This window comes from Streptomyces kryoterrae (assembly GCF_054072135.1).
Genome location: NZ_CM133358.1, coordinates 6,629,119 through 6,646,210 on the forward strand (window position 1 = coordinate 6,629,119; position 17,092 = coordinate 6,646,210).

17 protein-coding genes are annotated in these 17,092 nt (G+C 71.5%); 6 read left to right on the forward strand and 11 right to left on the reverse strand.

Features of this window, described 5'->3' with window-relative positions; genetic code table 11:
- Positions 1–133 precede the first annotated feature (133 nt).
- Entirely contained in the window at positions 134–1,711 is a 1,578-nt protein-coding gene (locus tag ACW4TU_RS29475; protein ID WP_457417954.1) for a vWA domain-containing protein, read from the forward strand.
- Between the two features lie 87 nt (positions 1,712–1,798).
- On the opposite strand, the gene ACW4TU_RS29480 is transcribed toward ACW4TU_RS29475, so the two are convergent.
- Positions 1,799–2,407, reverse strand: a complete 609-nt coding sequence (locus ACW4TU_RS29480; RefSeq protein WP_457417956.1) for a chorismate mutase — start codon at positions 2,405–2,407, stop codon at positions 1,799–1,801.
- Between the two features lie 173 nt (positions 2,408–2,580).
- Between ACW4TU_RS29480 and ACW4TU_RS29485 the strand changes: the two genes are divergently transcribed.
- Positions 2,581–4,512, forward strand: coding sequence for an AMP-dependent synthetase/ligase (locus ACW4TU_RS29485; RefSeq protein WP_457417958.1), 1,932 nt, complete (start codon positions 2,581–2,583; stop codon positions 4,510–4,512).
- A 95-nt stretch (positions 4,513–4,607) separates the two neighbouring features.
- On the opposite strand, the gene ACW4TU_RS29490 is transcribed toward ACW4TU_RS29485, so the two are convergent.
- From ACW4TU_RS29490 to ACW4TU_RS29500, 3 genes are all read right to left on the reverse strand, one after another.
- The gene (locus ACW4TU_RS29490; protein ID WP_457417960.1) at positions 4,608–5,015 is read right to left on the reverse strand and encodes a rodlin; all 408 of its coding nucleotides are present in this window, start codon (positions 5,013–5,015) and stop codon (positions 4,608–4,610) included.
- A gap of 163 nt (positions 5,016–5,178) precedes the next feature.
- Complete coding sequence (locus ACW4TU_RS29495; protein WP_457417962.1) at positions 5,179–6,258, reverse strand: LCP family protein; 1,080 nt, start codon at positions 6,256–6,258, stop codon at positions 5,179–5,181.
- A 116-nt stretch (positions 6,259–6,374) separates the two neighbouring features.
- The gene (locus ACW4TU_RS29500) at positions 6,375–6,785 is read right to left on the reverse strand and encodes a rodlin (RefSeq protein ID WP_457417964.1); all 411 of its coding nucleotides are present in this window, start codon (positions 6,783–6,785) and stop codon (positions 6,375–6,377) included.
- 251 nt (positions 6,786–7,036) lie between these two features.
- Between ACW4TU_RS29500 and ACW4TU_RS29505 the strand changes: the two genes are divergently transcribed.
- Positions 7,037–7,444 (forward strand): rodlin, encoded by a 408-nt coding sequence (locus tag ACW4TU_RS29505; protein WP_457430380.1) that lies wholly within the window; start codon positions 7,037–7,039, stop codon positions 7,442–7,444.
- 288 nt (positions 7,445–7,732) lie between these two features.
- On the forward strand, positions 7,733–7,984 hold the full coding sequence (locus ACW4TU_RS29510; protein WP_203729578.1) for a chaplin: 252 nt from the start codon (positions 7,733–7,735) through the stop codon (positions 7,982–7,984).
- 351 nt (positions 7,985–8,335) lie between these two features.
- On the opposite strand, the gene ACW4TU_RS29515 is transcribed toward ACW4TU_RS29510, so the two are convergent.
- The gene (locus tag ACW4TU_RS29515) at positions 8,336–8,980 is read right to left on the reverse strand and encodes a hypothetical protein (protein ID WP_457417966.1); all 645 of its coding nucleotides are present in this window, start codon (positions 8,978–8,980) and stop codon (positions 8,336–8,338) included.
- Here ACW4TU_RS29515 and ACW4TU_RS29520 point away from each other — a divergent pair.
- Positions 8,967–9,113, forward strand: coding sequence for a hypothetical protein (locus ACW4TU_RS29520; protein ID WP_164406813.1), 147 nt, complete (start codon positions 8,967–8,969; stop codon positions 9,111–9,113). The genes ACW4TU_RS29515 and ACW4TU_RS29520 overlap by 14 nt on opposite strands.
- A gap of 136 nt (positions 9,114–9,249) precedes the next feature.
- On the opposite strand, the gene ACW4TU_RS29525 is transcribed toward ACW4TU_RS29520, so the two are convergent.
- Together ACW4TU_RS29525 and ACW4TU_RS29530 are read right to left on the reverse strand one after the other, a co-directional pair.
- On the reverse strand, positions 9,250–10,524 hold the full coding sequence (locus ACW4TU_RS29525) for an NAD(P)-binding domain-containing protein (protein WP_457417968.1): 1,275 nt from the start codon (positions 10,522–10,524) through the stop codon (positions 9,250–9,252).
- Complete coding sequence (locus ACW4TU_RS29530; protein ID WP_457417970.1) at positions 10,524–11,840, reverse strand: carboxylate--amine ligase; 1,317 nt, start codon at positions 11,838–11,840, stop codon at positions 10,524–10,526. The genes ACW4TU_RS29525 and ACW4TU_RS29530 overlap by 1 nt, the downstream gene beginning before the upstream one ends.
- Positions 11,841–12,030: 190 nt before the next feature.
- Here ACW4TU_RS29530 and ACW4TU_RS29535 point away from each other — a divergent pair, with 190 nt between their 5' ends.
- Positions 12,031–13,368, forward strand: a complete 1,338-nt coding sequence (locus ACW4TU_RS29535; RefSeq protein ID WP_457417972.1) for a glycoside hydrolase family 26 protein — start codon at positions 12,031–12,033, stop codon at positions 13,366–13,368.
- A 22-nt stretch (positions 13,369–13,390) separates the two neighbouring features.
- On the opposite strand, the gene ACW4TU_RS29540 is transcribed toward ACW4TU_RS29535, so the two are convergent.
- From ACW4TU_RS29540 to ACW4TU_RS29555, 4 genes are read right to left on the reverse strand one after another with little or no spacing between them, the layout of a single operon-like run.
- A complete protein-coding gene (locus ACW4TU_RS29540) occupies positions 13,391–14,554 on the reverse strand; it encodes a GNAT family N-acetyltransferase (protein ID WP_457417974.1) in 1,164 nt (387 codons plus the stop codon).
- A complete protein-coding gene (locus ACW4TU_RS29545; protein WP_457417976.1) occupies positions 14,551–15,204 on the reverse strand; it encodes a YveK family protein in 654 nt (217 codons plus the stop codon). Before ACW4TU_RS29545 ends, ACW4TU_RS29540 begins: the two co-directional genes overlap by 4 nt.
- Entirely contained in the window at positions 15,201–16,376 is a 1,176-nt protein-coding gene (locus ACW4TU_RS29550; RefSeq protein ID WP_457417978.1) for a glycosyltransferase, read from the reverse strand. The genes ACW4TU_RS29545 and ACW4TU_RS29550 overlap by 4 nt, the downstream gene beginning before the upstream one ends.
- A gap of 4 nt (positions 16,377–16,380) precedes the next feature.
- Positions 16,381–17,070 carry a polysaccharide deacetylase family protein gene (locus ACW4TU_RS29555; protein ID WP_457430381.1) on the reverse strand — a complete coding sequence of 230 codons (690 nt, stop codon included), beginning with the start codon at positions 17,068–17,070 and terminating at the stop codon, positions 16,381–16,383.
- Positions 17,071–17,092 lie beyond the last annotated feature (22 nt).

Here is a 17,092-nt window from a genome sequence, read left to right on the forward strand (position 1 = left end):
CTCGACGGCCGCCTCTCGTGGCCACTTCGAGATCCATCCGCAACACCCCGTACCGCACATTCCGGCCTCTTCCGCCGTCACAGTCACAGAAGTTGACGTCGTCCGATGTCAACGGACGGAGGGGGCACGGCAGATGGAGCGGAACCGGACACGCCGAACACGACGCCTGCGGAGTGCGCTGATCGCGGCGACGGCCGCGGGCGGGCTGCTGCTCACCGGGTGCAGTGCGACGGGGAACAGCGGCGACAGCGGTAGTGACACCAGCCAGCGCAGCAAACAGAACTCCGGCGGCGGCTCGGGCTACGCGCCCGCGCCGGCCCAGAGCAACGGCTCCGACGAACAGAGCGACCGCGACGGCGACACGGAAGGTGAGACGGAAGGCGACTTCGCCCCGTCCCCCGACTACCTCTCCACCTTCGCCCTCGACGTCGACACCGCCTCCTACGGCTACGCGCGCCGCACCCTCGCCGACGGCCACCGCCCCGACCCCTCGACGGTCCGGCCCGAGGAGTTCGTCAACAGCTTCCGCCAGGACTACGAACGCCCCGACGGCAACGGCTTCTCGGTCACCGTCGACGGCGCCCGCACCGACCGCGAGGACTGGTCCCTGGTCCGCGTGGGCCTCGCCACCCGCACCGCCGAACGGGAGGGCGAACGCCCGCCGGCCGCCCTCACCTTCGTCATCGACATCTCCGGCTCCATGGCCGAACCCGGCCGCCTCGACCTCGCCAAGGACTCCCTCGGCGTGATGACGGACCGGCTGCGCGACGACGACTCGGTAGCCATCGTGACCTTCAGCGACGAGGCCGAGACCGTCCTGCCGATGACCCGCCTCGACGACCACCGCGACCGCGTCCACCACGCGATCGACGAGCTGGAACCGACCGACTCGACCAACCTCGGCGCGGGCGTCCGCACCGGCTACGCCACCGCCGTCGAGGGCCTGCGCGAGGGCGCCACCAACCGGGTCGTGCTGATCTCGGACGCGCTGGCCAACACCGGTGACACGGACGCCGACTCGATCCTCGACCGCATCTCCGACGCCCGCCGCGAACACGGCATCACCCTCTTCGGCGTCGGTGTCGGCAGCGACTACGGCGACGCCCTGATGGAACACCTCGCCGACAAGGGCGACGGCCACACCACCTACGTCTCGAACGAGACCGACGCCCGCGAGGTGTTCTGCGAGCAGCTCCCGCGCAACATCGACCTCACGGCCCGCGACGCCAAGGCCCAGGTCGCCTTCGACCCGGAGACGGTCGCCGAGTTCCGTCTGATCGGCTACGACGACCGCCGGGTCGCCGACGACGACTTCCGCGACGACCGGGTGGACGGGGGCGAGGTGGGCCCCGGCCACACGGTCACCGCCCTCTACGCCGTCCGCACCAAGGAGTCCGCCTCGGGCCACCTGGCCACGGCAACGGTCCGCTGGCTCGACCCCGACACCCGCGAACCCCACGAGGAATCCGGCCAGTTGGAGTCGCAGGCAGTGGACGAGGCACTCTGGAAGGCCCCGTCCCGCCTCCAGGTCACAGCGGTGGCCGCCTACTTCGCCGACGCCCTGCGCAAGGGCGACGACGACTGGACCACCCTCCCGGGCGCCCCGTCCCTGAGTGAACTGGCCGCCCGGGCAGACAAGCTGGCGGACACGACAGAGGACAAGGCGGTACGCCAGTTGGCCGAGGCAATAGAACAAGCGAACCGCTATTAGGGACGCGGGGCTGCGTCAACCTGCGGCTCCGCGCGTGGGCGCGACCAGCCCCCACCGCCCCGCGGCCAGGAGACAACCCAAGCCCCGCTAACCGCAGACGGAGGGTACAGCCCGCCCAAGCCCCTCCAAATGCAACCGGTCCAATCGGTACCCGAATGCGGAGCGCCCCGCAGAAAGCGCAAGCCGCAGCTCACAAGAGTCCCCCGTCCGAACCCCCTCCGTCTCCTTCAACGCATCCAGCAACTCGGTAGTGATCCGATCCAGGATCGGCCGAACCTCCTTGACCAGATCGGGCCGCTCGGTGGGCCGCAGCTCGGGATGCGCGTCCCAACGGGCGTACAGCCCCCGCTGGACCACCTTGTTGGCCTCGATCTGGTCCCGGAACACGGCAGCCACCGCCTCCGGGTCGAGGCCGAGCCCGACGGCCCGCGCGGAGACGTCGGCCAGGATCTGCTGCTCGCGCACCGGGTCGTCGATCGGCCTGTCGGTGCCGTACTTGGCGGCGGCGACCTTGTCGGCCACCAGCAGCCGCTCGGCGAACAGGTCGGTCAGCGACGTCAGCGAAGTCAGCGGGGACGTGGGGGAGAGGGCAACGCCGGCTACTGGTACGGGAGTTGACGTGTCAGCCACAGCGGGCGCCGCGCCGGAGACGGCCAGGACGGCCGACGCGCACACGGCGAGAAGAACAGACCGCACGGGGATTCCTTTCGGTGGGGGGAGGTCAAGCCGGCGCCGGGCCGAAACCCCGCGCCGGGCAGCAAAATATCCGCCCCGAATGATCTGCTTCCGCGCGACCCATTGAACTTTTGCTACGCACCGGTAATTTGACCCGGGATCAGGAGCAGCACCAGCCACCGGGAGCGAGCGTCATGGGCGTACGCAGGGATCTGAAGCGGGCGAAGCGGCGCACCGATCTGGCGGCCCGCCACCGCGTCGAGCTGATCCGCGACGAGAGGACCGGCACCGTCCGCGAGGCCCGCGCCGTCCCCATCGTGGCGGCCCCCACCACGGGCAGCACCGCCGACCTGCCCTACACCAACGCGGCCGAGGCCCCCGACGCGGTGATCCTGCGCCGCCGTACGGACGACGGCACCTGGCGGCCGGTCACCGCCGCCGCCTTCGCGGCGGAAGTCACCGCCACCGCCAAGGGGTTGATAGCCGCCGGCCTCGAACCCGGCGGCCGGGTCGCGGTGATGTCCCGGACCCGCTACGAGTGGACGGTCCTGGATTTCGCGATCTGGGCGGCCGGCGGCCAGACGGTCCCCGTCTACGCCACCTCGTCCGCGGCCCAGGTGGACTGGATCGTCCGGGACTCGGGGGCCCGTCTGGTCGTCACGGAGACGCCGGACAACACAGCCACCGTCATCACCGGCACGGCCACCCACCCCGAACCCCCGCGCGTCCTCACCCTGGACGAGGACGCGATGGCCGAACTCACCACTTTGGGCCGGGAGGTGTCGGACGAGGAGGTGACCAAGCGGCGCACGGCCCTGACCCCCGACACCACCGCGACGATCTGCTACACCTCCGGCACCACCGGCCGGCCGAAGGGCTGTGTCCTCACCCACGCGAACCTGCACGCCGAGGCCGCCAACGTCGTCGAACTGCTGCACCCGATCTTCAAGGAGGTCACCGGCCAGACCGCCTCGACCCTCCTCTTCCTCCCCCTCGCCCACATCATGGGCCGGGCCCTTCAGATCGGCTGTCTGATGGCCCGTATCGAGATCGGCCACTTCCCGAGCATCAAGCCCGACGAACTCCGCCCGATGCTGCGGGAGTTCAGGCCGACCTTCCTGGTAGGCGTGCCGTACCTCTTCGAGCGGATCCACGCCGCCGGCCGCGCGACCGCCGAGAAGATGGGCCGCGCCGCCTCCTTCGACCGGGCCCACCGCATCGGCGTCCGCTTCGCGGAGGCGTACCTCGAGAAGTTCCTCGGCACCGGCCCCGGCAAGGGCCCCGGCCCCGCCCTCTACGCCGCCTGGGCCCTGTACGACCTGCTCGTGTACCGCCGTATCCGCAACGAGCTGGGCGGGCGTATGCGCTACGCCATCAGCGGCGGCTCCCCGCTCGACCGCGACCTCAGCCTCTTCTTCTACGCCGCCGGAATCATCGTCTACGAGGGCTACGGCCTGACCGAGACGACGTCCGCCGCCACCCTCGTCCCGCCCCTGGCCCCCCGCCCCGGCACGGTCGGCCTCCCCGTCCCCGGCACCGCGGTCCGGATCGCCGACGACGGCGAGGTCCTCCTCAAGGGCGCGGTCGTCTTCGGCGCCTACTGGAACAACCCGGCGGCGACGGACGCCGTACTGAGCGACGGCTGGTTCGCGACCGGTGACCTCGGCGCCCTCGACGACGACGGCTACCTCACCATCACCGGCCGCAAGAAGGACATCCTCGTCACCTCCGGCGGCAAGAACGTCGCCCCGGCCGTCCTGGAGGACCGGCTGCGCAGCCGTGCGCCGGTCGGCCAGTGCATGGTCGTCGGCGACAACCGCCCCTTCGTCGCCGCCCTGATCACCCTCGCCCCCGACTCCGTCGCCCACTGGCTCACCGTCCGGGGGATGCCCGCCGACACTCCGATGTCCGAGGTGATCGCCGATCCCCGGATGCGCGCCGACGTCCAGCGGGCCGTGGACCACGCCAACGCGGCGGTCTCCCGGGCCGAGTCGATCCGCGCCTTCACCCTGGTCGAGGGCGAGTTCACCGAGGACAACGGCCAGCTCACCCCGTCCCTCAAGGTCAAACGCCACGCGGTACGGGAGGCGTACGCGGCCGAGATCGAGGCGCTGTACACCAAGTGAGCCCGACGGCAGGTGAGCCCGAGGCGGAGCCACGAACGCCGAACGGCGGGTCACCGGAGAACCGGTGACCCGCCGCCGCAACCGAGCGGGGAGGCTCAGCTGTTGCCGGCGCCGTTGCCGGACAGCACGGGGATGTCGCTGAGGATGTGCGACAGCGGCTCGTCGCCCTTGGCCTGCGTCGAGTTCTCGACACACTGCTGGTTCTGCGGGGCCGACAGGATCGGGATGTCCTGGAGGGCGACCGGCACAGCGCCGGCGACGGAACCGACGTTGAGCTTGGCAGGGAGGCCGATGCACGGCTTGTTCAGCGAACCCTGGACCAGCGAGAGCTGCGGGCTCATGTCACCGAACGTGGCCGAGTTGCCGAAGGACTGTTCGGCGCCGTTGCCGCTGACGGAGGTGGTGCCACCGTCATTGGCGATCGCCAGGGCCTGGGGTGCTGCCGTCGCCGAGATGGCGGCGACGGAGGCGGCGAGGGCCGCGGTTGCCCACAGCTTCTTCATGTGCATTCCCTTCGAAAAGCGGACTCCGGTGAGGAGCTGCGTGATCATCAACGGTCCAACCCCGGCCGAGGTTGCGGTGATTGCCCCATTTGGCCCAGCGGACGAGGTGTACGAGCGGCCGTACGGGGAAACGAGACCGCTTGCTCGGCCGCCCGCCCCCTGCTCAGGGGCACGCCAGCCGGTTGCCACGCACCGGCACGTCCTTCCCGAACACCGGCGGATCACCGGGTTTCGGGTCCGTGCCCGCCGCGATCAGCGGCCGGTCCTCGCGCACCTTGGCGAACATCGCCTTGGCCTTCGCGGCGTCCCAGCGCAGTGTCGAACCGACGTCCTTCATCGGCGGGTTGAACCCGGCGATCGGCACGGTGGCGAACTCGGTCCGCGTGGCCGGCACCTTGCTCAGCGCCGCGGCGAGAGTGACCAGCGCCTTCACGCCGTCCTTCCCGAAGCCCTGCTGGACCTTGGCCGGACCGAGCAGGGTGCGGGCCACCCCGCCCATGGCCACCGGGTCGGTGAGCACCTTCCGGGCGGTCAGCTGCTCCAGCGCCGCGACCAGGAACCGCTGCTGCCGCTGGATCCTCCCCAGGTCGGCGCTCTGGTCGACATGCCGCGAGCGGACGTACTGCAAGGACTGCCCGCCCTTGAGCAGATGCCGTCCCGGCGCCAGGTCCAGCTTGGTCTTGGAGTCCTTGAGGCGCCGATTCGTGCACACCTCGACCCCGCCGACCTGGTCGACGGCGTCGATGAACCGCCGGAAGTCGAGCTGCAGATACTGCTCGACACTCACCCCGGTCGCCGCCTCCACCGTCCGCTCCATGAGCTGGGCGCCGCCCTCCGCGTACGCGCCGTTGAGCTTCGCGGGATGCGCGGGGCGCTGTTTCGCGGACGGTGTGGGTTTGTACGCCGGAATCGTGGCCAAGGAGTCGCGCGGCAGACCGATCACGCTGACGCGGTCGCGCTTGGCAGACACATGCACGAGCATCATCACGTCCGCGCAGTTGCAGGCGAAGCCGCCCGCGTGGAACTTGCGGCGCTCCTTCTCGGTGATGGTGCCGCGGCCGTCCGTGCCCAGCAGCAGGATGTCGGTGCCCGTGGCGGGGGTGGCGCCGCCCGCGGGTTTCAGCGGCGGGGCCTGGGGCGTGCCGCAGCCGATCGCGGTCGCGGCGCACAGCAGCGCGATCCCGCACAGCCGGGAGAGGCGGGCAGGACGGGAAAACCGGAACAAAGGGTGTCGGGTCGTCACGGGACGTAACGTAGGCCAGCGGGCCGCCGATAGTTCGACGGCCCGCTGGTGAAAGCTCGAAGAGAGCCCGGACGTACGCCCGGCTCAGTCGTCGCCGGTGGTACTGGTGAAGACGGTCAGTTGTTGCCCACGCCGTTGCCGGACAGGACAGGGATGTCGCTGAGGATGTGCGACAGCGGCTCGTCGCCCTTGGCCTGCGTCGAGTTCTCGACACACTGCTGGTTCTGCGGGGCCGACAGGATCGGGATGTCCTGGAGGGCGACCGGCACAGCGCCGGCGACGGAACCGACGTTGAGCTTGGCAGGGAGGCCGATGCACGGCTTGTTCAGCGAACCCTGGATGAGCGCCATCTGCGGGCTCATGTTGCCGTACGTGGCCGAGTTGCCGAACTTCTGGATGGCGCCGTTGCCGCTGGTGGAGGTCGTGCCACCGTCGTTGGCGATCGCCATGGCCTGCGGCGCGACCGCGGCAGAGGCACCGATGACGGAAGCGGCGACTGCGGCGGCAGCCATAACCTTCTTGATCACTTGCTAGTCCCTTCGGAAGAAACCCCGTCCACCGGAGCGCTCTGATCAACTGCTTTGAGCGCGCATAGTTGCTCCGCTTCACTCCGATGGCCTATTGCGAGGGTGTTCCTGAGGGGCCTGTGCGCCGAGCGGTTCCATGAATTGCAAGCCGGAACGGGCCAATCGGGTGAACAAGCGAAACCAATATCCGTGCATCCGGTTGATGTCGAGAGCAGGAACATGTGTCTCTGCCAGGAAAGGAAAGCGAAATGCTGAAGAAGGCAATGGCCGCGGTGGCGGTAGCGGTTTCGGTCGTCGGAGTCTCGGCGGCGGTCGCCCCCCAGGCGCTTGCCACAGCGGACGACGGCGGCACGACGTCCGTCAGCGGGAACGGTGCGGTCTCGAAGTTCGGCAACTCCATGACCAAGGGCGACATGAGCCCTCAGATGAGCCTTGCGCAGGGCACCCTGAACAAGCTCTGTGTCGGTCTGCCTGTCAAGGCCAACGTGGGCTCCGTCGTCGGCGCTGTGCCGGTCGCCGTCCAGGACATCCCGATCCTGTCGGCCCCGCAGAACCAGCAGTGCGCCGAGAACTCGACGCAGGCCAAGGGCGACGAGCCGCTGTCGCACATCCTCAGTGACATTCCGGTCCTGTCGGGGAACGGTGTCGGCAACAGCTGATCTGTCGCCTTCTGCTGACCGGCCGTCAACAGTCGTCCGGTCACCCATAATCGCAGCTCGGACAGCCTCCGCACACGGTGCGGGGGCTGTCCGCGTTTTGTCATCTCCCCGATTTCCTTCAGCCTTTCGTGTGGACTGTGTTTTCTGCTGCTTCGGGGCGTTCGAGTGAATTAACCGTGGGACCACGTTCCGTAGTTTCTTCGGCTGTCTATCCCTCGTTTTACAACTGCCGGTCATGGTGCGAGCCGTTCATGCTGTGCTCGCTCGGTCTTCGGCCGACATAGGGGCATGACCGCAGAGAAGGGAAACCTCATGAAGAAGAGCGTTGCTGTCATCGCGGGCGCCATCATGGCGCTCGGAATGGCCGCCCCGGCCTTCGCGGACGCCGAGGCGGAGGGCTTCGCCGCCAACTCCCCGGGTGTGCTCTCCGGCAACGTGGTCCAGGTGCCCGTCCACATTCCCGTCAACGTGTGCGGCAACTCGATCAACGTCATCGCGCTGCTGAACCCGGCGTTCGGCAACACCTGCGTCAACGACTGACGCCGTAGCACCAGCCGTTCGGCGGTGTCTGGGCCGGTCTTGGAGAGCCTTTCGGTGCCAAGGCCGGCTTTTTCTTACCTCTCCCAGCAGGAAGATAATCAGAATGCGACAGAGTCTGAGCAGGGGGATGGTCGTGGCGGCCGCCGCGACGAGCCTCTTGTCCCTCTACGGCATTTCCGCCCTGGCCGACGCGGACGCGGGCAGGGCAGTCAACGGCGCGGCTGCACACGGAGCCCCGGGCGCCCCACACGACGACCCCGGCTACGGCAACAACCAGGGGAACGGCCACGGCCACGGCCACGGGAACGGTCACGGGAACGGGAACGGTCACGGGAACGGGAACGGTCACGGCTACGGCGACATCCCGCCGACGAAGCCTCCGACGACCCCGCCGACGAAGCCCCCCACCAAGCCTCCGACGAAGCCTCCGACGACCCCGCCCACGAAGCCCCCCACCAAGCCTCCGACGAAGCCTCCGACGACCCCGCCCACGACGCCCCCGACCAAGCCTCCGACGACCCCGCCGACCAAGCCTCCGACGAAGCCCCCCACCAAGCCGCCGTCGACGCCTCCGACGACCCCGCCCACGAAGCCCCCGACGACCCCGCCGACCAAGCCCCCCACGAAGCCCCCCACGGGCCCGCCGACGACGATGCCTCCCACCAAGCCTCCGACCAAGCCGCCGTCGACGCCTCCGACGAAGCCCCCGACGACCCCGCCGACCCCGCCGACCAAGCCCCCCACGAAGCCCCCCACGGGCCCGCCGACGACGACGCCTCCCACCAAGCCTCCGACCAAGCCGCCGTCGACGCCTCCGACGAAGCCGCCGTCGACCCCGCCGACCAAGCCTCCGACCAAGCCCCCCACGAAGCCCCCCACGGGCCCGCCGACGACGACGCCTCCCACCAAGCCTCCGACCAAGCCCCCGACGACCCCGCCGACCAAGCCCCCCACGGGCCCGCCGACGACGACGCCTCCCACCGTGCCGCCGACCAAGCCGCCCCACCTGCCGCCGACCGGCAGTCGTGAGGAGTTGATCGCGGCCTCGGCCGTCAGCGTCGTGATGATCGCCGGTGGTGTCGTCCTGTACCGACGGGGCAGGCGCGGCCAGCCCGGCGCCCACGAGTGAGGCATCACGGGTAGGGCCCCAGGTACCCGGATGAGCCACCCGCCCCGCAAGGGGCGCGTGGCTCGTTCAGGGGCCGGCATGCGGCTCCGCCGCGTGGGCGCGCCCAGCCCCACCGGGCCCGCAGCAGACGAACGGCCTACCCCGCGGACGCGGACCGCACCCCCTCGCGCCGCCCTTGCCCCGGCACCGTCGCACCGCCCGCCCGATCCCCTGCCCGCAGCCGGCGCCGCACCCCTCGTACGAGCGTCTCCGCGGTGAAGGTCGCGCCGTGCACGAAGCGCATCGCCGGGCCGAAGCCGGACGCCGTCACCAGGCCCGCCAGGAACAGGCCGGGGTACGAGGACTCGAAGTGCCGTCCGACCGCCGGCGAACCGTCCGCCAACGCGCCCAGGCCGGCGCCGAGTCGGGGGTCCAGCAGGCCCAGCCGGTCGCACGTGGCCCTGAACCCCGTTGCCGCGATGACGTGTTCGGTCTCCAGGGAGCGCCGTTCGCCGGACCGGGTCACCGTGTCCAGCCGCACACCGCCGTCGGCGCCCGTCAACTCCCGTGCCACCGAGACCTCTTGGCCGAGGAGGACCTCCACCGCCGGTTCGACGCGGTCGCGTACCCACCAGGCGCCCGCCGGGCCGAGAGCCGTGGCGGCGATCCGGGCGCGGGTCTGTTCCGGGAGGCGGTGGAAGAGGCGGGGGCGTTCCGCGTAGAACCAGTTGCGCCAGCCGCAGCCCAGGCCGCTGTGCGGGGCACGGGCCGAGCGCCACCAGGGGCGCTCCCACGGCGGCGGTACGTCGTTCCAGGTCAGCTGCTCCGCGCGGGCCAACACCCGTACCCGGGATCCCTGTTCGGCGAGCAGGGCCGCCGTCTCCAGGGCTGCCTGGCCGCCGCCGATCACCGTGACGTCCCGGCCGCGGAAGCGGTCGAGGTCGCCGTGGTGGCTGCTGTGCGAGACCAGGTCGGGGCCGAAGCCGCGCAGCGCGGCGGGGATCTCCACGAAGGGGAGCACTCCGACGGCCAGGGCGACGGTCCGGGCGCGTACCGTCTCGCCGTCCTCCGTCACCGCCTCGAAGCCCCCGGCCGCGGGCGTGACCCGGGTCACCGTCCGTTCGTCGACCCCGGGCACGGCATTGCGCGCGAACCACTGCCCGTACGCGGCGAACATCTCCAGCGGGATCGGCTGCCCGTGCCGTGCCTCGACGCCCTGACCGGCGCAGTACGTGTCCAGGCGCCAGCGGTCGTCGGGGTCGGACAGGTTCGACGCCCACGGCTCCGACTTGAGGAACATGCCCCGGGGCATGTGGTCGCGCCAGGAGGCCATGGGCCGGCCGAGGACACGCAGCCGGAGCCCGGCGCCGGCGGCGTGGGAGGCGATGGACAGGCCGTAGGGGCCCGCGCCCACCACCAGCAGGTCGTACATCAGTAGCTGTTCGCTTTCTCGTCGTCGCTCAAGGAGCCGTCGGTAAGGGAGCCCTCGGGCAGTGGATGCGGTGCGTCGGCCACCGCCTGCCGGACCACGCGGACCGGTGTGTCGTCCGGCCCGGGGCGTTCGCACAGCCGGCGCATCCGGGTCGGCAGGCGACGGGCGGCGTGCCGGGCCCACAGCGCCCACATCGCCCAGCCGGGCGCGAGGTCGTCCGGGGCGTGCCAGGCCAGCTCGCGGCCGGCCGGCGCCGGGCGCAGCGCGCTGAGCGGCGCGTAGTTCTCGACCACGAACGCCCGCCCGGGCCGCGGCGCCCCCTCGGGCAGCGGACGGTGGGTCAGGTCGAGGTGCTGGGCGCGTACGACGTCCAGCCCGGCCGTGTCGGTGAAGAGCCGGAACTGGGCGCCGGGGCGCGGGTTGAAGTCGAGCAGGTGGTAGTCGCCGGTGGTGGCGCAGCGGCGGAAGTCGAGGTCGAAGATGCCCCGGTAGCCCAGTTCGCCGACGACGCGTTCGGAGAGCGCCCGCACCGACGCGTTCGGGGTCCAGTGACCCACCGCCGTCAGGCCGGCGCCGCGCGGCCAGGCGTGCAGCTTGCGGCCGTGACCGCCGCCGCGCACGGTCCCGGTGCGGTCGACGTACCCGTGGCAGAACCAGTCGAGGTCCGGTCCCGGCGGCAGGAACGCCTGGAGGAGCAGCCGGCTGCCCGCCTCCTCCGTGCGCTGGTACAGCTCCCGGGCCTGCCGCGCCGAGCGCACGACGACCGTGCTGCGCAGGTCGCTGTCGGCCGGGAGCAGCCACGGCCGGCTCCACTTCGCCACGGCCGGCAGCCCGAGGTGCCAGGCCACGGCGGCGGCCTCGGTCGCGCTGTCCGGGATGAGGGTCAGGGGGTGCGGCACGCCCACGGCCGCGCACACGGCGGCCAGTTCTGCCTTGTCGGCCACCCGTTCGGTCAGCGCGCCGGGCTGCTGCGGCAGCAGAAAGGCGGGCGCCAGTTCGGCCCGGGCCCGGCCCACGGCGACGGCGCTCGCGTCGTCGAGCGGGATCAGTACGGCGGGCCGCGTGATCTGGGAGGCCACCCGCAGCAGGGCGTGGGCGATGTCGGCGGGGGCGGCGCCGGGCAGCGGCGGCGGATGCAGTTGTCGTACGAAGCGGGATCTGCGTACGGGACTTCCGTCGACGTCGGCGATCAGATGGACGTCGACGCCCGCCCGGCCCAGTGAGCGGACGGCGCCCAGTGTTCCGTGGTGAAAGGGATTCCGGTCGGTCCGCACGAGGACGGCGGGGACGCGGGTGTCGAGCAGCGACACGGACATGTGTTTTCGGGTTTCCTTCGGGTCGGTTCACTCGTGCGGGCGAGCGGAACACTCGAAAGTCTCAAGCGCGGTGGCGGAATTCATACTCATATGACTGAGTGTCAGTAGGTGAAAAGGCAGGACGAGAACACGCAGTGCGAAAACAGGCAGTGTGAGAACAGGGAGTACGCGCGTGGAGGAAGGAGCAGGCATGGCCCCACACAAGCGACGGGCCCGCACCGGACGGCTGGCGTTCCTGGCGGCGGCGGTCGTCGCGTCGGCCGTCCTGGCGACGGGGCCGGGACACGCCGTGGGCGCGGGGGTGGCCGATCCCCCCGTCCCCGTACCGGACACGGTCACGCAGCCGACCCCGCCCACCGGGATCGTGGCACCGGTCGCCCCCGTGACCCCCGAACCCCCGGTGGCTCCCGAGCCTCCCAAGGTCGAGCCGCCGGAGCTCCCCGAGCCGCCCCGGCTCCCCGCCTTCGGCGCGTACGTCGACTACGACGGCGAACGGGGCACGGCCAGGATCGCCGAGCTCAGCAGCTGGCTGGGCGGCGCCGATCTCAAGATCGGCCACACCTATCTGCCGGGCGACCGGTGGAGCAACATCGAGGGGCTGCCCGGTTTCCTCGACGTGTGGGCGGACTGGCGGCGGGCCGAGCAGGACCGGCTGTTCGTCCTCAACGTGCCCATGCTGGAGCGCAACGAGGAGGGCGTCTCCGACCGTCAGGTCCAGGTGCAGCTGAGGCGCGGCGCGGCCGGTCTCTACGATCACCACTTCCGCGCCCTGGCCGAGCGGCTGGTCGCGCTGAACATTCCGGACACGGTCATCGTGCTCGGCTGGGAAATGAACGGCATCACGTACACCCATCGCTGCGGGCCGGACCCGGAGGCCTGGAAGAGGTACTGGAACAGGATCGTCACCACCATGCGGGCGGTGCCGGGCCAGAAATTCCGGTTCGATTTCAATCCGACCCGGGGCAAGGACGCCATTCCGTGGCCGCAGTGCTATCCGGGGGACGACACGGTCGACATCATCGGCATGGACTCCTATGACCAGCCCCGGGGACTCTCATTCGACGAGCAGGTGAGCGAGCCCTACGGACTTCAGGCGCATGTGGATTTCGCCAAGGCTCACGGAAAGCCCATTTCCTATCCGGAATGGGGACTGTTCCGCAACGGCGACAACCCGGAGTACATGCGGCGCATGCTCGCGTGGATGGACGAGCACAAGCCGCTGTACAACACGCTGACCGACTACTGCCCGCACGGCGTGTGGCAGTGCGGCAGCAATCCGAGGGCGTCCGAGGTGTACCGCCAGATCCTGACGGGCCGTAAGGACACCGAGCCGACCGTGCCGACCCCGGTGCCGCCGGTCCCGACGCCGGTCCCGACCCCCGAGCCGCCGAAGCCCACGGACCCGGTCACCCCGCCCGTGCCGCTGCCGCCGCCCAACTGCTCGCCGCTGGATCTGGGCGACTGGGTGGAGTACTGGATGGGCGGGAAGCTGTGCCTGAAGTTCGACTGGTGGTCGCGCAGCCGGTGACCGCCCTGTGGCGGCGGGTCGTTCACGATCCGCCGCCACCGTTGCCGCTTTCCCCTCCGCCGCCACTGCCGCTTCCGTTTCCGTCGCGTTCCCGCAGCCGGCGCAGGAGTTCCTTGCCCCGGCTGCGGGCGGCGACATCGCACACGACCGCGGACATCAGCGGTGCCGTCAGCCGCCGGGCCAGCAACAGCCTTTTGTTGACGACGGGTTCGGGGCGCCAGTGGTGCTTGTACGGCTCGTCACCGCGCAGCAGGCTCAGCGTGCTGTGCCCGCCCGACCCGGTGTGCTGGGCGCAGGCGTCGAGGAGCATCACGGCGACGTCCGCCTTCCGTTTCCGCAGGCCAGGATGGGCGCCGTACAGATAGCCGCCCGCGAGGCGTCCCGACAGCAGCGTCAGATCGACGGCGACCACGCTGTCGTCGAGGCGGAACTCGGTGACCACGGCGTCCCCCGAGCGCACCATCGGCCCCACCGACCGGGCGAGGTGTTCGCGGAACCGGGGCTGGAGGTGTTCCGACGTCACCTTCCTTCCCTGCCACTGGAGTTGGTGCAGTTCCAGGAGGCGGGCCAGGGCCGCGTCGACCTCGTCGGGGCCGACGACGCGGCGCTCGACGCCGAGTGCGGTCAGCTTGCGCAGCTTGGCGCGGACCCGCTGGGCCTTGGCGGCGGGGAGGCGGGAGACCAGGCCGTCCATGGAGACGGCGGGCAGCTCCAGGCACACGGAGTCCCTGACCTGGCGGCGCGGGCCACGCCAGCGCTCGTACACGCGTTCTGCCGCGCCGCCCGGCCGGACCTCGCGGAGGTCGATCAGCGCGGTGCGCGCGGCGTCCGAGAGACCCTCGGCGAGGGCGGCGGCGGCCTCGTCGGCCGTGTCGTCGTCGAGGAGCACATCACCGTAGTCGGAGATCGCGCCGCCGAGCGGTACGAGGGCGGGCAGTGGGCGGTGTACGCGCATCAGCGGGGCGGCGGCGAGGAGTTCGCCCTCCGGGTCGCGGACCACGACGATCCGCAGCCGGCCCGGGACGCCGTAGGACAGCCACCACGAGTGCAGCCAGGCATGGCTCTGGAACGGGGTCGCCGCGGCGCACCGCCGGTACAACCGGCCCCAGGCCGGGGCCAGTTCGGCGAAGGCGGCCTCGTCGCTGACGAGTTCGGTGCGCAGGGCGCCCGTGATCGTGACCGTCACAGCTGGCCGTGTGCGTCGGCGGCGACGGCCGGGCCCGGTACGGAGGCCGCGAGCGCCGGCTCCTCCGTACGCCGCCGGGGCCGCACCAGCAGCACCAGTCCGCCGAGCAGCCCGCCCGCGCTCGCGCCGACCAGCCCGGTCACCGTGGACGGGGCCGAGGACGGCTCGGTCGGCTTGACCGCGCGCGAGAACTGGAGCAGCTCCACGTGGGTGGACTCCTTGGTGTCGTTCGCGTGCCGGGTGAGGGAACGGGCCACGGCGTTCGCCATGTCGGCGGCGAGGTCGCGGCGGGGGGAGGTGGCCGAGACGGCGACCATGGGCGCGTCCGGCGAGGTCGCCGTCTGCACGCTCTTGCGCAGCGTCGACATCGGTACGCCCGCCCACACCTGGGCGTCCCCGAGCACCGCGAGCTGAGTGGCGACCCGCCCGTACGCCTGCGCGAAACCGAGCGCGGACGCCGGGTCGGACTTCTCGGTCGGTACGGCGACGACGTAGCTGGTGGCCGTGTAGGTGGGCGCCTTGAAGGTGCCGTACGCGCCGCCGAGGAGGCCGCCGAGCACGGCACTGGCCGTGAGGAGGTACCACGCGGGCAGGACGCGGGTGCGGGTGAAGGGGGTGAGGCGGGGGACTCTGCTGGCGTTCTCGGTCATGAGGATGGGGCTCCCTGAGGTGACGGGGATGGTGAGGACGGGGACGGGGCCGGCTTCATGGCAGGGGTGATCGCCGCGTACACGTCCATGAGCTGGGCGGCGCTGCGGGTGATGTCGTAGTGGTGGGCCGCGGCGGGGGGCGTGCGGTCCCGTGGGCCCAGCGCGCGGGCCTCCGTGAGGGCGCGCGCGAAGGAGTCCGCGCCCCCGGGGATGCGCCGGGCGCCCTCGGCGGCCTCCGGGGGCAGGTCCTCGATCGCCGGGCAGGAGACGTACCGGACGGGCAGCCCGGCGGCCAGCGCCTCCACGACCGCGAGGCCGAAGGCCTCCTCCGGGCACGGGGAGGCGAGCACGTCCATCGCGGAGGTGAGGGAGGGCAGGTCGGGGCCGGGGGTGCCGTCCGGTACGTAGGGCCGTTCGCCGGTGAACAGCACCCGGTCGGCCACGCCCGCCTCGCTCGCGGTGCGCCGCAGGACGTGTTCCTCGGGGCCGCCGCCGACGAGCAACAGCCAGCAGTTGTCCGGAAGTCGGGACAGGGCGCCGATCAGGTCGGTGAAGCGCTTGCCCGGTGCGAGCCGTCCGACGCCGCCGACGACGTACGCCCCCTCGGGCAGCCCGAGGCGTTCGCGGGTGCGGCGGCGGGCGACCGGGTCGAAGCGGAAGCGGGTCAGGTCGATGCCGTTGGGGACGACCTCGATCCGGGGCGCGGGCACCCCCCAGCGGCGGAGCCGCTCGGCGACCGTGGGGGACACGGCGACGGTGGTGCGGCCGAGCCGTTCGCCGGCCAGATACAGCGCGCGGACCCCGGCGGTCAGCCGCCGCCCCTCCATCTGCGAGTCGCCGAGGGAGTGTTCGGTGGCGACGATCGCCCGTACGCCCGCGAGCCGCGCGGCGATCCTGCCGTACACGCAGGCCCGGTAGAGGTGGGTGTGCACCAGGTCGTAGCCGCCCGAGCGGATGACGTCGACCAGGCGGGGCAGGGCGGCGAGGTCGCGGTTGCCGGCCATGCCGAGGTGGACGACCCGGACGCCGTCGGCGACCAGACCGTCGGCGACCGAGCCCGGGTTGGTGAGCGTCACGACATCGCAGTCGACCGGCAAGTGCCGGAGCAGCAGCCGGAGTTGCTGCTCGGCGCCGCCGACCCCGAGGCCGGTGATGATGTGCAGGGCCTTCACGCCGTCACACTCCCCGGGCCGGCCGGCGCCGCAGCCGGTGCAGCCGGTACTTGAGATGCAGGCGTACGGCGGTGTCGTTCTCGCCGATGTGGACGCGGGGGAGGACATGGACGCCGTTCAGCGGGCCCGGGTCGATCGCGCAGCCGTATCCGTAGCCGGCCGCCTTCACGGCATCGGCCGCCCGCTGGTCGACCGTCCCGTACGGATAGCAGAACCCGGAGACCGGAGCACCGCTCAACTCCGCGAGCACCGCTCTGCTTTCGGCGACCTCGGCGTGCAGCAGCTCGTCGTCCGCCTTCGTCAGGTCGACATGCGTCAGCCCATGGGAACCGATTTCCACCCCGGCCTGGGCGACGGCGCGGATGCCCTCCGCCGTCAGCAGCGGTTTGCGCGGGCCCAGCGGATCCCAGGCGTTCTCCCCGCCGAGCCGCCCCGACAGCACGAAGAGGGTCGCGCCGCACTTCCAACGCTCCAGCACCGGAAGGGCGTTGGTCAGGAAGTCGGCGTACCCGTCGTCGAAGGTGAGCCCGACGAGATCACGCCCCTCGCCCCGGGAACGGGCGGCGAGCAGCTCGGCCACACCCACGCCCCGCAGCCCGCGCCGGTGCAGCCAACGCAGTTGGGCGTCGAGGCGCTCGGGCGTGACCGTGACGTGGTACGGGTCGTCCGAGCAGTCGCCCACCGAGTGGTACATCGCCACCCAGGGCACGGAACCC

Excerpts from the sequence above, each read along its gene's own strand:
- ACW4TU_RS29555 (WP_457430381.1), bottom strand. The coding sequence starts at position 17,070 with ATGTACCACTCGGTGGGCGACTGCTCGGACGACCCGTACCACGTCACG.
- ACW4TU_RS29510 (WP_203729578.1), top strand. The coding sequence starts at position 7,733 with ATGACCGCAGAGAAGGGAAACCTCATGAAGAAGAGCGTTGCTGTCATC.
- ACW4TU_RS29485 (WP_457417958.1), top strand. The coding sequence starts at position 2,581 with ATGGGCGTACGCAGGGATCTGAAGCGGGCGAAGCGGCGCACCGATCTG.
- ACW4TU_RS29545 (WP_457417976.1), bottom strand. The coding sequence starts at position 15,204 with ATGACCGAGAACGCCAGCAGAGTCCCCCGCCTCACCCCCTTCACCCGC.
- ACW4TU_RS29535 (WP_457417972.1), top strand. The coding sequence starts at position 12,031 with ATGGCCCCACACAAGCGACGGGCCCGCACCGGACGGCTGGCGTTCCTG.
- ACW4TU_RS29490 (WP_457417960.1), bottom strand. The coding sequence starts at position 5,015 with ATGAAGAAGCTGTGGGCAACCGCGGCCCTCGCCGCCTCCGTCGCCGCC.
- ACW4TU_RS29525 (WP_457417968.1), bottom strand. The coding sequence starts at position 10,524 with ATGTACGACCTGCTGGTGGTGGGCGCGGGCCCCTACGGCCTGTCCATC.
- ACW4TU_RS29475 (WP_457417954.1), top strand. The coding sequence starts at position 134 with ATGGAGCGGAACCGGACACGCCGAACACGACGCCTGCGGAGTGCGCTG.
- ACW4TU_RS29530 (WP_457417970.1), bottom strand. The coding sequence starts at position 11,840 with ATGTCCGTGTCGCTGCTCGACACCCGCGTCCCCGCCGTCCTCGTGCGG.